The 15,422-nt window shown below is 67.2% G+C and carries 15 protein-coding genes; 12 read left to right on the plus strand and 3 right to left on the minus strand.

The window, feature by feature from the left end:
* Positions 1–239 precede the first annotated feature (239 nt).
* A complete protein-coding gene (locus tag FCI23_RS21960) occupies positions 240–2,336 on the minus strand; it encodes a hypothetical protein (protein ID WP_136725641.1) in 2,097 nt (698 codons plus the stop codon).
* Between the two features lie 726 nt (positions 2,337–3,062).
* Here FCI23_RS21960 and FCI23_RS21965 point away from each other — a divergent pair.
* Positions 3,063–3,788 carry a hypothetical protein gene (locus tag FCI23_RS21965; RefSeq protein ID WP_136725642.1) on the plus strand — a complete coding sequence of 242 codons (726 nt, stop codon included), beginning with the start codon at positions 3,063–3,065 and terminating at the stop codon, positions 3,786–3,788.
* Between the two features lie 223 nt (positions 3,789–4,011).
* Here FCI23_RS21965 and FCI23_RS21970 read toward each other — a convergent pair whose 3' ends face one another.
* Entirely contained in the window at positions 4,012–4,821 is an 810-nt protein-coding gene (locus FCI23_RS21970) for an Eco29kI family restriction endonuclease (protein ID WP_136725643.1), read from the minus strand.
* Positions 4,822–4,942: 121 nt separating this feature from the next.
* Here FCI23_RS21970 and FCI23_RS21975 point away from each other — a divergent pair, with 121 nt between their 5' ends.
* The 3 genes from FCI23_RS21975 (at position 4,943) to FCI23_RS21985 (ending at position 8,113) form a co-directional block, all read left to right on the plus strand.
* Positions 4,943–6,226: a DNA cytosine methyltransferase gene (locus tag FCI23_RS21975; RefSeq protein ID WP_136725644.1), complete on the plus strand. Its 1,284-nt coding sequence runs from the start codon at positions 4,943–4,945 to the stop codon at positions 6,224–6,226.
* 19 nt (positions 6,227–6,245) lie between these two features.
* The gene (locus FCI23_RS63090) at positions 6,246–7,022 is read left to right on the plus strand and encodes a very short patch repair endonuclease (RefSeq protein ID WP_322973875.1); all 777 of its coding nucleotides are present in this window, start codon (positions 6,246–6,248) and stop codon (positions 7,020–7,022) included.
* A 284-nt stretch (positions 7,023–7,306) separates the two neighbouring features.
* A complete protein-coding gene (locus FCI23_RS21985; protein ID WP_136725645.1) occupies positions 7,307–8,113 on the plus strand; it encodes an NUDIX domain-containing protein in 807 nt (268 codons plus the stop codon).
* Here FCI23_RS21985 and FCI23_RS21990 read toward each other — a convergent pair.
* Positions 8,097–9,140, minus strand: a complete 1,044-nt coding sequence (locus tag FCI23_RS21990) for an XRE family transcriptional regulator (RefSeq protein ID WP_211265436.1) — start codon at positions 9,138–9,140, stop codon at positions 8,097–8,099. The two genes, FCI23_RS21985 and FCI23_RS21990, sit on opposite strands and share 17 nt — an antisense overlap.
* Positions 9,141–9,729: 589 nt before the next feature.
* Here FCI23_RS21990 and FCI23_RS21995 point away from each other — a divergent pair.
* From FCI23_RS21995 to FCI23_RS22030, 8 genes are all read left to right on the plus strand, one after another.
* Positions 9,730–10,002, plus strand: coding sequence for a DUF6284 family protein (locus FCI23_RS21995; RefSeq protein ID WP_136725647.1), 273 nt, complete (start codon positions 9,730–9,732; stop codon positions 10,000–10,002).
* Positions 9,999–10,187 (plus strand): hypothetical protein, encoded by a 189-nt coding sequence (locus FCI23_RS22000; protein WP_136725648.1) that lies wholly within the window; start codon positions 9,999–10,001, stop codon positions 10,185–10,187. The genes FCI23_RS21995 and FCI23_RS22000 overlap by 4 nt, the downstream gene beginning before the upstream one ends.
* Positions 10,184–10,828 (plus strand): GGDEF domain-containing protein, encoded by a 645-nt coding sequence (locus FCI23_RS22005; protein WP_136725649.1) that lies wholly within the window; start codon positions 10,184–10,186, stop codon positions 10,826–10,828. Before FCI23_RS22000 ends, FCI23_RS22005 begins: the two co-directional genes overlap by 4 nt.
* Positions 10,825–11,937, plus strand: coding sequence for a DUF2637 domain-containing protein (locus tag FCI23_RS22010; protein ID WP_136725650.1), 1,113 nt, complete (start codon positions 10,825–10,827; stop codon positions 11,935–11,937). Before FCI23_RS22005 ends, FCI23_RS22010 begins: the two co-directional genes overlap by 4 nt.
* A complete protein-coding gene (locus FCI23_RS22015) occupies positions 11,934–12,305 on the plus strand; it encodes an RRQRL motif-containing zinc-binding protein (protein ID WP_136725651.1) in 372 nt (123 codons plus the stop codon). Before FCI23_RS22010 ends, FCI23_RS22015 begins: the two co-directional genes overlap by 4 nt.
* A gap of 128 nt (positions 12,306–12,433) precedes the next feature.
* Positions 12,434–14,533, plus strand: coding sequence for a cell division protein FtsK (locus FCI23_RS22020; protein WP_407646008.1), 2,100 nt, complete (start codon positions 12,434–12,436; stop codon positions 14,531–14,533).
* A 141-nt stretch (positions 14,534–14,674) separates the two neighbouring features.
* The gene (locus tag FCI23_RS22025; RefSeq protein ID WP_136725652.1) at positions 14,675–14,926 is read left to right on the plus strand and encodes a hypothetical protein; all 252 of its coding nucleotides are present in this window, start codon (positions 14,675–14,677) and stop codon (positions 14,924–14,926) included.
* Between the two features lie 5 nt (positions 14,927–14,931).
* Entirely contained in the window at positions 14,932–15,414 is a 483-nt protein-coding gene (locus FCI23_RS22030) for a hypothetical protein (protein WP_136725653.1), read from the plus strand.
* Positions 15,415–15,422 lie beyond the last annotated feature (8 nt).

Raw genomic sequence — 15,422 nt, forward strand, 5'->3', positions numbered from 1 at the left:
GCTGCGGCTGGCGTTCGCTGCTGGGGGCAAGGCCCTTCATATCCGCATGAGTGGACGGGTAGACCAGTTCGCAGAACCGCCGGCAGGATTGGGACTTACGCGCACGGCTCCGGAGAGCATGCAGCCCTGCGCTATAACTCCCCGCACGGAAATCGCCGCCTCACTGGACCGGCTCACCGTCGTCGAAATCAGTGACGGGGGGCACCTTGAATCTCCGAGGTGCCCCCCCTTGCAGCGGATCACCCCTGGTCGGTCTCCCCGCCGGCTGTCTCGTCCGGGTCATCCTCTCCGGGGTACGCCTCGTCCGCTACCTCAGCGATGGCGGCGTACATCTTGAGACGGCCGCTGATCTTGTCGAGTCGCGCAGCCAGATCCTCAGCGTGTACTTGTGGCCATCCGCGTTCCTTGACGAGAGGTCGGCTTCGCCCCTGGACGGCCTCCGCCGCCCTAATGGCGTTCTCCAGTGAAGCGACCATGCTGGCGAAGTGGCTCTTCGATTGTTCGAACCGCGCCTCCGGCGTGTCGACGGTACCCTCGATGGGCGCGGCGGGCACGTTCTCACCGAGAGCCGGGAAGGTGGTTCGCAACCAGTCGTCGGTGGCGGCGAGCGGTTCTCCTCGCACGTTGTATCGGAGCGAGCCGCTCTTGTCGACCTGCTGTGGCTCGTTTCCCTGCCGACCGTCGAGGATCGCGCGGTGCAGAGCCCTCAGGCCCTGAGGACTCTCGGTCATCCGCTGCACCACGGAGGAAGGCGCGCGGTAATCCTGCGTGCGACCGCGTGCCTCGCGTACGAGCGAGCCGTGCACGGCAAGGTAGTAGCCGCCTCGCACTCCCAACTCGACACCCGCCGCTCCTGAACTCCCGTCGGTCGACAAGTCTTTGAGGGCGACCTCAAGCATCTTGTCCGGATCGTTATCGCCGCCGCGGCGCCAACCGGATTCCTGCAAGATGGGCCACTTAAGCATGCGTTGGAGCGTGCTGCGGGCACCACTTACCCTGTCGACTCCGTCCGCGTCGGGGTGGGCTGACCGCCACGGCCTCAAGACCATCTCAGTGACAACCTTGGCCTTGAAGTCAGATGTCACCTTGCCCTTTGCGGTGATCCGCAGTACTCCCTTGCGGAAGACGTCGTGCTCGGTTTTAGGTAGAATCCTGCCGACGATTTCAGCGACCCGGGTGTCGGGGTTCGGGTCGAGACCGCGTGCCTGGACCTGGTCGGGGCTAAGGTCCGCAGCGAACCACTCCGCTTGCGACTGGTTGATGCGTCGAGCGGCGAGAAACTCTTCAATCACCGGATCCGCGAGGGCATCGTTCTCGCTCGCCATGCCCCACGGCTTGGGCGGTTCGACATGTGTGATACCCACGATAAACCTGATGGCTTGGTCGAAGCGCAGGATTGATCGTGTATCCGGCCGGAAGCGCAGGATGAAAGTCGCAGGTGCGACCAGAGCTTGAGCCCGTTTGACGTCCTCGGGGCCCAGCTCGTCGCGGCTCTTTTGAGTGCTAGCGAGCACCTCGCTCAACAGCCCTCGGTACTTACGGTCTTCGGTAGCCAGGGCGTAAACGACATCGCTCGCTCCCAGTCCGTGAATGCGGTGACCGGCCGAGATCCGGCTGCTGCCGTCCGCTCCCGACAGTGTCCAAGCCGGGTCCTCCCCGTTCGTGTGGTTGATCCTAATGACCGTTAGAAGCAGTTCCCGCAGGATGCCGTGCTGCCCGATGGTCTCTTCGAGGTCGTTGTGCCGGGCGAGGAACGCATTGGACTGGTCGAGCGCGCTGACGACGTGAGCTCGAGATTGGGCAGTGAGCACCAGCTCACCGGTCTCGCCCGGCGTAGCTTCCAACCCTCGAAGTGGCGGGTAACTACCCGGCTGAAGCTCCCCAGACAGAGGGTAAGTACGGTGACCGGCTTCTCGGTTGTTTCCGGGGAAGTGGCTGACGGACGGGAGCCAGACCTGGGTGGTAATGGTCTCCAGGACCCCACCGGGGACGCGCATGATGTCTGGGTTCTGAAGGCGCTTGCGGGCCTCCTCGGGACGGGCGATTGCCCTCGCTACAGCGGTGGCCGCACCTTCGCTGTAGCCATAGCTGACTAGCGCACCGGCAAGTTTGCGGACGGCTGCGGTCTTGGGCAGGGCCGGGAGGCCGTAGGGCAACGCCGGCAGATCCTCGTCAGAGTCCTCAGGCTTTTCGGCCTCGACGGTCTCCGGTGACTCGTCCCCGGTGCCGGAGTGCTCGTACTCACTCGCCGGGGGTGCTGAAGGGCCAGGGGGAGCCGTTTCGTGTTGAGGCTCCGGCACCCCGTCCGCATGACCGTGGCTGTAGTCGTCTTCCATCAGGTTCCTTCCGCGATCGCTGTTGTTCGTGGGGCACAGCGATGCTGTGCTCCGTCGAGGCGCGCATAGGGACCTGTGGGTATCGCATCGATAAACCAATGCGAAATGACAAAGACCTTCGCGCCTCAGTCTGGAGAGCGAAGGTCGTGTGGACCTTGATTCCCCGTCGTGGCATCCCACGGGTGTGGTGTTGCCAGACGGCCATACGCCGAGCCAATCGCCCGTCAGGTCCTCCGCGTTGCATCGCGGTGCGACCTCCGCCAACAGAAGGGTTGTGGGCCTTCTGTCGCGACGTGTTGAGGCGACGTATGTCCAGTGGGCCGACACTCTGTCACGAGTTGTGAATGCAGCGCAAGTTGCTCCCAGGAGTCGCGGACCGTGGGGCGGCGGCGCCGTTGCAGTAGTACAGGCGTGCGCTCGTGCGCGGCCGGATACGTGATCGCGTAGCCAGGGAGTACGGTGATCTGCCACGGTGAGCGGAGCTGGGAGCCGGTCCAGAGTGAGACGCAGCGGGCCGCCGCTGCCGTGGTTCGCATCACCAGTTCCGGCCGTTGGGGGGTGAGCGGTTAGGCGAGCTCGATGGTGGTCGGAGGGTCGGACTAGTACGCATGCTCGTCAACGCCGGTGCCCCTCGAATCCATGTTCTCCGGAAGTGACCACCACCTGCCGGTGTGCATTGGCCTACAGGCGTAATCCGACCTATTTTTAACATCGAAGGAGACATGGATGGAGCAGAGATCACGAATGGCCGCTAAAGTGGATGCACTGCGCGAACGCGGCTTGCATCCGGAAACACCGGTACCAGAGGCCGAGCTATGCATGGAACGCGCCCGTGAGATAATGGAGAAATATTCTCTCGCCGAAGATGAAATAACCTCCCCCAAAGACGGCGGAAGCGGCAGCGAATGTGCGATCGCCCTTGTGATAGACAATATAGGCGGCCGGGGTCGGCAATGGCTTTTGTTTTACGAGGAAATCGCCGCCGCCGTTGGCGCCTACCTTGTCTATGAAAGACACAAGGCCTCTGACCGTAAGATCTTTGTCGAACTTTGGGGTGACCCCCGGGAGATCGAGATTCTTAAGGTCTTGATACCGGACCTATACCTCCAAGCGGAGTCCGCTATGGACGTGGCGGCCGGATGGTTCAGGGATAGATACCTGGACGGCTGCGGCGCAAGCCGCAGGAATCAGCGTATGCGAGAGTTCAGGCGCAGCTATATCGTCGGCTATGGTCGCGGAGCGGCCAAAAAGATAAGAGCTTCGCTCATTGTTCCTGAGACGCGTCACGCTCCCGTAAAAGCTGATGACGAGAGCGGGGAGGAATGGATTGAGTACCTTGAGGGGATTGCGCCTGGATATATCCAACAACCTCCGATGGACCGGCCATCATATGGAAAAGGAAAGCGTGACGGCGTGAAGGCATCCATATCCCTGAATCAGTTGCGCTCATGACCGCACGGCTCCGGGGGGGACGCCTCGCTTCCGATCGACTATGGCGCTGGCCTGCGTAAACGCCGACTCCAGATCGTGTACTGCTGCTGCTTGTCGCCGCTCGTGCTCGTAGCCCGGCCCGCGTGTCTCTCGGGCAACGTTGGACACTGCGGTCTGTAGGTCGCGGACTCAGCCTTCCGACCTCACGCCAAGCGTCGGAGGCGCGCTGAACGGCGCAGTGATGCTATTCGTCGGCGGGTTCCTCTTCGATCTCGCCGGCTGGTTCGGCCTCCGGGGTACTGGTGACCACGTCGGTACCCCGGTAGTAACGCCACCCGCTGGGGTAGTCCACGCGCGCGTCCTCATACATGATCGCGTAACCCATGAGGGCGCTTATCTGCCAGTCTTCGGGAAGGACTGGGGCGATGAGGCGGAAGAGCTCGTCGGCGGTCGTCCGCGCGTCAGGCACGGCTACGAGTGCGTCCTTGAAGGTTGTCGGGGCCTGGTAGCGGAAGTTGTAGGGAAGCCCCTGCTTCACCGCTTTGAGGAGCTCATGCAGCTTCCAGGGCCCTGCGGTGACCCCTTCGACGGTCCGACCCAGGTCTATCGGGTGGAGCATGTCGAAATGATTGACCTTGAGGGCGGTGTGGTCGCGCTTGCGTCCGGGGTCCTTGTTGCCGAATCCGTTGGTGTTCCAGGGGATGCGCCCCTCGGCCTTGTGCCGCTTGATCAGCAGTTTCTCGGGAGCCACGGCGGAGAAGTCCTCCGCGACGTAGAGGCACGCGAAGGACACCGCCTCTATGTCGAGTTCGCGGCGACTGGAGAGCTTGCGCAGGTGGTTGCCCAGACGGGACGGCAGGGACTTGTCGGCCTTGCCAACGTAAACGAACTGATCCCGCAGATAAAGCTGATACACCCCGGGCTTGGCCTGTAGCACGTTGAGGTTGTCCTGCGTCAACGGCGCCGGCCTCAAGGTGGTTAGCGCGTCGGCCAGTTGGTCACCGAGCGCCCTGGTGATACTGAGCCTGAACTCCTCGCTGAAGGGAGTGTTCATCGGTCGCCGGACCTCCTTGACGTGAGTGGGTTCGATCACTCTAGGGCCTGGCCACGTCCCCGATTGATCTCAGTTCGCACAAGGCTTACGTAGATCAACAACTCCGCGGTATGCTTTCGCCATGGTTCACCATGGAGAGCTCCCCATCGAGGTCGGCGCCAGTGTCGAGCTGTTCACCGGCGGCGGCGGACTGGCAATGGCACTGCACGAGGCGGGCTTCCGGCACCTTGTGGTCAACGAGTTCGCCAAGCGCGCCTGCGAGACCTTGCGCAGCAACGTCGCCGTGGACCGCAAGGGGGAGGACCACGTGCCCCAAGGGATGAGCGACCCCTGGCCGCTCATCGAGGGCGACGTCCGCTCGGTGGAGTTCGCCTACCTCCGCGACAGGGTCGACGTGATCGCCGGCGGTCCGCCCTGCCAGCCCTTCAGCCTCGGGGGCGCGCACAAGGGCGACGACGACGAGCGCAACATGTTCCCCGAGCTCTTCCGCGTCGTCCGGGAGACCCGCCCCAAGGCAATCATTTGCGAGAACGTTCGCGGACTGCTCCGAGCGTCCTTCCGCCCCTACTTCGACTACATCTTGCGTGAGCTGGCGCTGCCCTTCGAGGAACGAAGGCCCGGCGCCACCTGGACCGAGCACGACGAGTATCTGCGTGCCAGGGACGCACTCATCCCCCAGGACTCCCCCCAGCGGTACATCGTGACGCCGATGCCGGTCAACGCCGCCGACTTCGGTGTCCCGCAGGTCCGCAACCGCGTCATCATCGTGGCCTTCCGCGCCGACCTTGGAATCAACCGGGAGACCTGGCAACGGGACTTCATGCCCCAGCCCACCCACTCCGAAAACGCGCTCCACCTGTCCATGAGGGACAGCTCCTACTGGCGGCGTCACCGTGTCCCGGCCGACGCCCGTAAGCGCGCCATGGACGCCTTGCCCCAACGCCCGGCCAAGGATGACGGCCTGAAGCCTTGGCGGACGCTGCGGGACGCCTTGTATGGGAATCCTGACCGCCCTTGGGAGCCCGCACTTCCCACTGACCTCCTGGAGAAGAAGGAGCACCGGGACCCTCGCTTCGTCCACCACCAGGGCTGGCCCGGCGCCCGCGTCTACGCCGGCCACACACCCAACGTCCTCGACCGGCCAGCCAAAACCGTCAAAGCAGGCGTGCACGGTGTCCCTGGCGGCGAGTCCGTCATGCTCCTGGACGACACCACACATCGCTACATGACAGTGCGCGAGACCGCCCGTGTCATGACCTTCCCCGACTGGTGGCGCCTGGAGGGACCCCGAGGAGAGCAGATGCGCCAGCTCGGCAACGCCGTCCCCGTCCAATTGGGCAAGGTCTTCGCCGAGGCAGTCGTACAAGCCCTGCGCTCGGTCAACGCCCTGTCCGCCAGCGACTGAGCCGGACGAGGAACCGATCATGGCGCGCACCTGGAACGACCGGCTCCCTCCGGAACAGTCGTGGAAACCCCGCAAAGGCATGACCGCCGCCCTCAGGACGGCCGAGCAGGACAAGGCCGCCAGTGGCCCCGAGTACCGCCGCGTTCCCCTCCCGAACGGCGGCGACGCCACGGGATCAGTCGCCCTGCGCCTGTACCAGCGCACACGTCGGGTGCGCGCCTACCTGCGCTGGTCTGAGCACGGCCGTACTCGTGAGCGGTATATCGGGGAGGTCCGGCAGGCCACCCGGGCGGCCAACTTGGCCGACGCCTGGGCTCTCGCACGGCAACGCGGCCTGACACTCGTCCCCCGAGTCGGTGTCGAACCCCAGTCCTGGGCGTCCTCGCCAGCCGTCCGCGCGGTCATGCGCGCCAACCGCGGGCGGGACACGAAGCCCGAGATGCTGCTCCGATCTCAACTGCACCGCATGGGACTGCGCTACCGCGTGGCCGTGCGCCCGCTGTCACAGGTACGCCGCACGGCCGACGTGGTATTCACCAAGGCCAAAGTCGCGGTCTTCGTCGACGGCTGCTACTGGCATGGATGCCCAGAGCACCACCGGCCAGCAACAAAGAACGCGGCCTTCTGGTCCGAGAAGATCGCTGGTAACAAGAGCCGCGACGCCGAAACGGACCAACTCCTCATCAATGCCGGATGGACCGTCATCCGAATCTGGGAGCACGAATCCCCTGACGCCGCTGCCGCGACGGTGGCAGCCGCCGTCAAGAGCCGAGAAAGTGATACGACGGGTCCCTGACCTGGGCCGAAGCGACGGCATGATGCCCCATGCCCTCCCGCCCGATCGGCACGCCGCGTCGCCTCGATGCGGACAGCCAGCGGTGCCCACCCGTCCCCGGCGCGTCTCGCCTCATACTCTCGGGCCCACCCGGGCCGATCTGTCTGGATGAGCAAAGGAGCGGGCGGCCTGGAAGGTGAGCACTCCGTCACGCAACGCAAGGATTCAATCGGGCGAGGCGCGACCTCGCAGGTGCCGTTAGCCTGGTGCGTACCAGGTGAGCGAATCGGGAGTGTGCTCAGGGAATGGGACCGAAGACCGCGCGGGTTGACCGGACGATCCGGGAGTGGATCGCTACGGGGAAGCTGTCGCCGGGCGACAAGCTGCCGTCTGAGCGCACGTTGACCCAAGAGTTGGACATCGGACGCACTGCCCTGCGCCAGGTTCTCGCACGGCTCGTGGCTGAGAGCGTGCTTGAGGTACGGGGGCGCAGTTCCTACCGGGTGCCCGATCGCGACGTGCCCGGCACGGCGGTGAGCGTTACCCCGCCGGCCAGGCTGGACCCGTGGCAGATCCATGGCGAGCGAACCCTGTACGACAACCGATGGGTAAAGCTAACGCTAGTTGACGTAGAGCCGCCCGGCGTTGAGCGGTTCGAGCATCACGTCGTACGGCTAGATCACGTCGCCATCGCGGCCGTGATGGATGAGCACGACCGCGTGCTCATGCTCTGGCGCTACCGCTTCGTACCTCAACAGTGGGGATGGGAGCTCCCGGGCGGCATCGTGGACCAGGGCGAGGACGCTATGGCGTGCGCGCTGCGCGAAGTCGAGGAGGAGACGGGCTGGCGACCTGACTCCCTTGAGCACGTCGTCACCTATCAGCCGGTGGTCGGCATGGTGGACTCGCCTCACGCCATCTTCGTTGGGCACGGTGCGCAGCACGTCGGGGAACCGACGGACGTGGAAGAGGCGGGGCGCGTGGCGTGGGTACCGTTGGCGGACATTCCCGGGCTCATGGCTCGTGGTGAACTGATGGGGTCGGGCACCCTGGTTGCCCTCCTGCACATCCTCGCGTCACGTCGGGGAACGGCGCCTACAGCCGCGCCGTGAGCTGTTCGATACGCCGGCGGTAGCGCACCGAGCCCGTGCGGTTGGCAACCAAACGGGCTGCGCGCAGGTGCTCTTGGGCCTGCGCATACTCCTCACGGGCGAGGTGCGCCGTGGCGAGGTCGAGGCGCAGGCCGGCGGAGGCCCTGACGAATGTGGGGTCCTGGGTGCCGAGGGCATCGTAGAGGCTGCTCACCGCGTCGTCGTCGCCGAGCAGGGCGAGCGCATGGCCGCGCCAACGGGCCAGGTGTCCGGTGTTGAGGAAGATGCTCAACATATCGGGGTCGCGTGCCTCCTCACCGTCAGGGAGGTGCGCGTCCGCCAGTTCGAGGGCCTGCCGGCACTCTTTCGGCTTTCCGGCCCTCGCGCACAGTTCGGCTTCGCCGGCGAATAGCCAGGCCCGGAGCCGTGGCGACATCTGCCCGCCGCCTACCCGCTGGGCACCCCGCATCAGCTCCAACGCCATCTCTGGCCGCCCTGCTTCGTCCAGAACGTAGGCCTGTTCCGCCATGGCGTGCGCTAGGTACATGGGCTCTTCGGCCTCTTGGGCGGCCCGCTTGCCTAGTTCGTAGTGCCGCCACGCCCGCTCTACGGCGCCAACGTCCAGCGCTTGCCAGGCTGCCAAGGTTGCAGCCCCTGCGAGTGCGAGTGCGACAGGGCGGCGCGTGTCGGGAAGCACCGCGAACGTCAGTGCTTCTTCCAGCGTCGCCAGATGCCCGGTCATCTGGTCCACCAGGCTCACAGCGCCCATCTGACGGTCCATCGTACGTAGCAACTCGGTTTGATCCATGAACGTCTTGACCATGGTCAGGCTGACGTTCCGTGCCGAGTCGATGCAGCCCAGTAGCTCGTCATACCCGCCCGCGGTACTGGGCGCGTCCAGCTGGCCGCGCCGCCCCGAGAGTTCGGCGTGCGTCACACCGAGCAGGGCACGCAGGATGGACGCGTACCGCTCTGAGAGCGACCGCCGACCGTTCTCCCACTCCGAGAGGTAGACCCGCAGGCTCGCCGTAGAGGCGATGTCGAGCATGTGCTGACGAGCGTGGCGCTCAATCTCGCGCACAAGGCGTTCCTGGGACCACCCTCGCGCGGTCCGCGCTTCTCGCAATCCTGCGCTCACGCGTGCTCCTCCTGCCGCTGCTGCGGTGACCACTACCAACAGCATGCCTCACGTTCTCGCAGGTCGTCAGAGGTTAACCCGCTTTGGGTTAACCCCTGTTGGCTACCGGCCGGGTGCACGGGGGGCTTCTCTGGGAGGCGTCACAGGGAAGCCCTTGACATCTGGTGCGCACCAGATAGAGACTTCTGGTGCGCACCAGATGGGGCGTCTTGGTCAACTGACCAGGGCCTCTCTGTCGGTGCTCAACAACAGGGGATGTCACCCACACGGTCACCCGGACCAGAACACGGGAGGTCACGCAGGCACCTAGCCGCCTGGACCTACGCAGATGGGGGTCACATCCCGGGCGCCGAAGAACCGCTTCGCAGGCGGATGACCAAAGAACTAGGAACCCAAAACCCAAGCCATTACAGGGCCCACGTCGCCATCACGGGCGCGGCCCCGGTGCTGACACACCGGGGCCGCTGTTCGGGCCGTCCCTTCGAGAGGACTACGACCCATGAGCAACATCGTTCCTGATCAGGAGGCTGTTACCGCCTCCGATTTCGACCGCGAGCCGACCGAGGCCGAGCTTGCCGACATCGACCTTGAGATGCCCGTCATCCTCGCCGAAGTCGAGCTGCTGGATGTACAGATCAGCCTGTTGGACCGTCCGCTGCACCCGATCAACTGGCGTCGGCTGCGGCGGGCGGAACACCGCCTGCTCGCCGCACGCTCCTGGCTCGCCGCCGCCGAGACCGAGCTTGCTCAGTTCCTGGGGGCCAGGGCATGAACATCTCTTCCCCACGCGGACTGGCGCTGGTGCTGGTCATGCTCGGCAGTGTCATCGCCGTCACGGGTTCCGTGAGCGCCCTGGTGACCGGCGACCGGCACCTGATGGGCATCGCCGCTGTCGGGTTCGCCGTGCAGTTCGCCGGATGGGTCCTGCACGGCCGCCGGAACGGCGGTGCGCGATGAGCACCCTGATATCCGCCGCCACGATGGCCGGCCCGCTCGCCGCCGGCTGGTCCGTCCACACGCTGTGGATGCGCCGCCGGATCGAAGCGGCGCGGCGCGACCCGCTCACTGGCCTGCTGACCCGCGACGGCTTCACCAAACGTGCCGAGTGGCTGATGAACCGCACCCCGGTGGCGGTCCTGGTCATCGACCTCGACGGCTTCAAGGCCATCAACGACACCCACGGCCACCACGCCGGCGACGCGATCCTGACCCAGGCCGCCCGCCGCATCTCCACCACGACCATCGGCGGTGTCCGGGGACGCCTGGGAGGTGACGAGTTCGCCGCCGTCGTCCCGCTGCCCGACCCCGCCCGCCTGCCAGCGCGGTTGCGGCAGACCCACGAATACCTGACCGCGCCGGTGGACTTCGAGGGTGACGAGCTGCTGATAGGCGCCTCCATCGGCGGTATCTGGAGCGGCACCTACCCCGTGGACCTCTCGCGGGCACTGCGGCGGGCGGATGAGGCGATGTACGCCGTCAAGCGCACCGGCGGCGGATGGATGGCCGCCACCAACCCCGAGCCCACCCAGCCCAGCGTCAACGGCCGCCGCGACGGCCGCCCCGGCACCGGCAACGCCCCGGAAGGAGCCACACCATGACCCCCACACCGGATGCCGCCGTGCGGGCGGCGGTGCCGCCGCTGAGCAGGGCGGAGAAGTTCTTGCTCGGCTTCGCCGCCGTCTTCGGCGTCGGGGTCGGCGGGATCGGCCTGGTCGCCTCCTTCGCCACTGTCACCGCCGCCGGCGCCCGCTGGGGCTTCGCCACCCCCCAGACGCTCCCGATCGGCATCGACACCGCCATCCCCGTCTTCACCGTCGTCAACCTCCTTCTCATCCGAATGGACATGCCCCTGGCATGGGTCCGCTGGGTGCCCTGGGCGCTCACCGGCGTGACGTGCTGGCTCAACATCGCCGCCGGACAATCGATGGTGGCCAAGCTCGCGCACGGCACCATGCCTCTGCTGTGGGTGGTCCTCTCCGAGGTCGCCGCCCACGTCTACGCCTCCCGCATCGGCGCGGTCACCGGACGCCGGATGGACAAGATCCGCCGCTCCCGCTGGATCCTCGCACCGCTGTCGACCTTCACCCTGTGGCGCCGCATGACGCTGTGGGAGATCACCTCCTACGACACCGCCCTGACCCGCGAACGCGACCGCCAGTTGGCCCGCGCGGACCTGCGCGAGACCTACGGCCGCAGGTGGCGGCGATCGACCCCGCGCCGCACCCGCGTCCTGCTCAAGCTAGGCGAACTCGCACCCGCCGCACCGCCCGCGATCGACCAGACCGCAAACCAGGATCAAACGGCGGCAACGTCCGTAAATCAGTCGGGGTATGACCTGCCCGAATCGACCCCCACACCCGCCGCCCCGGTGGTCGATGCATCGGCCGGCAGCGTGCCGACCGCCGCCCCGACCGAAGTGGAGGCCGTGGCCGATCGATCGGGCCTTCCCGTCGTCGCGCTCGCGACGACTACGGCGGCGCCGCGTCGGGCGACCGGTCGGGTACCGGCCGCCGCCCGCACCCCCCGACCGCGCCGCACCGCCGACCAGCTTCTGCTGGAGGCGCGGGAGGTGACGGCCGGGTGGGAGGACGACGCGTTGACCGGTGAGGCGATCCGCAGGGCCCTGCGTACCGCGCCGGACAAGGCCCGTGTGCTGCGCGAGACGCTGAAGGCTGAGCGCGCCGCCGTGGGCGCTCCGGCGTCGTGAGGTTCTACGACCCGACCGGCGCGAAGTACGGGTTGCCCACTTACCCGTTCCGTCTCGCGCCGGACGAGTACGCCACCCGCCGCCAGCTGAGGGCGGCCGGCCTGCGGCCGGGCGGGCAGGACGTCGCCGCTCAGCTCATGTGGCGCTCGCGCCGCTACGGCCGCCGCGTCCGCATCGCCTACCTGTACCGCACCGACCGCGCCAAGCCGGTGCGGCCGATGACGCCCGCGAAGTGGGCCGCCCTGGCCCTGGCGAACGCCGCCCGCCGCGTCTGCCCGCAATGCCGCACGGATGCCGGATACATCATCTCCACCTCGCTCGGCATGTGCGTGACCTGCGCATTCCCCGAAGAACAGCGCGCCGCATAACCCCCTCCCGCCTACTCGACCTGAGGAGCAGACCAACCGTGTCTGAGAGCAACGACTTTGACCACAAGCCGGAGCCGGAGAGCTCCGGGGCCGCGGTCTACGACATCACCACCAAGCGTCCCGCGTCCCTGCCGGCCGATGCCCCGATAACCGAGCAGGCCGCGGCGCCCGTCGCCGCGCCCGACACGGAAGACGACGGGGAGCAGGTGGAGCCGCACGCGGTGCGGCTGGTGGACTCCCCGGACCTGCCCTCCCCGGGGATCCGGGTGGACAAGCGCAAGCCGATCGTGCCGACCTGGCTGCGCTCGAAGCCGGGGTTCGTCTCCACGGTGCAGCGGGCGGCCGGCAACGCCTTCTACGCCACCGTCTTCCACGGCATCCGCACCCCCTGGTACGCCCTCCAACTGGGGGTGCTCGCCCCGCGCGGCGTGGCGCGGATGGTCGGTGACACCCGGCGTTGGGTGTGGGACGCCGAGGGCGCGCCGTTGCGCGCCTATGAGGTGGCCCACGAGCGCACCGCCGAGTACCTGAAGCTGTCCCGGCAGCGCGATGACCGGGTGCGGCTGCGGGTGCTGGTCACCACCGTCGCGGCCGTGTTCGGGACGGTGTTCGCGCTGGCCCTGTACGTGATGGCGCCCTTCTGGCTCGCGGTGCTGGCCTCTGCCGCGGTGCTGGTCGCGGGCTTCTGGGGCTCGCCGAAGGACCACCCCGTCATCGGGCCCGCGGTGCTGAAGACCGAGGTGCAAAAGCTCACCGGATCGATCGTGATGCGGGGTCTGGACAACATCGGAAACGCGAAGATCTCCGCCGCCATCAAGAAGGGCGGTGACATGAACGGCATGCGGTTCACCTCCGAGATCACCCGGGACGGGCCCGGCTACCGCGCCGACCTGGACCTTCCCTGGGGTGTCACCCCGGAGGACATCATGGAGTCCCGCAAGGCGCTGGCCTCGGGTCTTCGCCGCAAGGTCGGGTGCGTGTGGCCGGCCGCAGACCCCACCGAGCACGACGGACGGCTCATCTTGTGGGTGGGCGACAAGCCCATGAACGAGACGAAGAAACCCGCATGGCCCCTGCTCAAATCCGGGACGGTGGACCTGTTCCGGCCGGTGGTGTTCGGCAACGACCAGCGGATGAGCGACGTGTCGGTGACGCTCATGTTCGCCTCCGTCGTCGTCGGCTCCATCCCCCGCATGGGCAAGACGTTCCTGATGCGCCTGTTCCTGCTCATCGCAGCCCTGGACCCGCGCGCGGAGGTCTACGCGTTCGACTTCAAGGGCACCGGCGACTTCGGCGCCCTGGAACCGGTCTGCCACCGCTACCGCGCCGGCGACGAAGACGAAGACATCCTCTACGTCCTGAACTCCCTGCGGGAGCTGCGGGAGGAGCTGCGGCGCCGGGCGAAGGTGATTAAGTCCCTGCCGCGCTCGCGCTGCCCGGAGTCCAAGGTCACCCCCGAACTGGCGAACGACAAGGCGCTCGGACTGCACCCGATCGTGGCCGGGTTCGATGAGTGCCAAGTGCCGTTCGAGCACGAGAAGTACGGCGCGGAGATCGAGGACATCGCCACCGACCTGGGTAAGCGCGGTCCCGCGCTGGGCATCGTGACGCTGTTCGGCACGCAGCGCCCGGACGCGAAGTCCCTGCCCACCGGCATCTCCGCAAACGCGGTGCTGCGGTTCTGCCTGAAGGTGATGGGCCAGCCGGCCAACGACATGGTGCTCGGCACCTCGATGTACAAGGCGGGCTACCGGGCCACCATGTTCTCCCGCACCGACCGGGGCATTTGCTGGATGGCCGGTGAAGGCGACGACCCCCGCATCGTGGCGTCCGCGTTCGTGGACGCGGTGGGAGCCGAGCAGGTCGTCACCCGCGCCCGGAAGATGCGCGAGGCCTACGGCAACGTCACCGGCCACGCCATCGGGCAGCAGCCCGCCGCCAGTGGAGCAGGGTTCGACCTGCTCGCCGACGTGCTGCGGGTCGTGCCGGCCGATGAGGACAAGGTGTGGAACGAGAAGGTCGCCGCCCGCCTGGCAGACCTTCGCCCGGAGGTCTACGGCGGATGGAAGGCCGCGACCGTGGCGACGAACCTGCGCACCCACGGCATCGCCGCCCTGGACGTGTGGGGCACCACCGAGGCCGGCAAGGGCACCACCCGCCGCGGCATCGCCCGCGCCGACCTCACCACCGCAATCACCCAGCGTGACAAGGATCAGTCGCGGAGCTGACCCCGGTCCGGTGCTAGGTCTAGCACCCCCGGGTGCTAGACCTAGCACCTCTACTAGCACCCCATCCTGTGCCTGAGCTGTGATCTCGTACCTAGCAGCCGACCTGCGCAAACACCCGAAACCTTAGCCGGAAGGCACCCCGTGACCCCCTTCCTCCTTGCTAGTGCCTGCCTCCTCGCCGTCACGCTCTGTTACGCGGGTCTGTGTGCGGTGCAGCCGTTCGCGGACTGCCGCCGCTGCCACGGCATGGGCCACGCGACCAAGACCACCCGCCGCGGCACCCTCAAGCGCGGCAAGGACTGCCGCCACTGCAAAGCCACCGGCAAGCGCATACGCACCGGCCGCCACCTGTACAACCTGTGGCGCCGCACCCACCGCGACGGCACCCGGTAACCAACGTGTCCGGTCTCATCCCCACCGCCGACCTCCCCGGCCTGTGGGTCAGCGCACCACCGGACCTACGCAACTGGCAGACCCTCGCCACCACCCCGCGCGCGGTGTTCGTCTGCCGCTGCGGACTCACCCGCCGCGCCACCGGCACCGCCGCGGTCGCCGCCCTGGTCGCCGAATGGAACAGCCACCGCGGCGACTGCCCGGCCGTGCCGCTGCGGCCGTGCCAGCACTGCGGCACCCCCACCACGGGCCGCTCCCACCGCACGCAGAGCTGGCCCGCCTGCCCCGACTGCCACGCCGCATGGCAGCTGCGCCCCGAAGAGCAGCGCCGCCGCGAGCAGGCGGCCAAGTCCGTCGGGCGGCGGGAGCGGCAGCGCCGACAGACCCGCCGCACCCGCCGCTATCTCGAATCGACCGGCGTCAGTGCGCAGGTGGCCGCCGCCATCGTCAGCGGCGCACTGGCCGAGCCCGACGAACCCACCCCCTGACGCCGCCC

This window comes from Actinacidiphila oryziradicis, from assembly GCF_005047355.1.
GTDB classification, from domain to species: Bacteria; Actinomycetota; Actinomycetes; order Streptomycetales; family Streptomycetaceae; genus Actinacidiphila; species Actinacidiphila oryziradicis.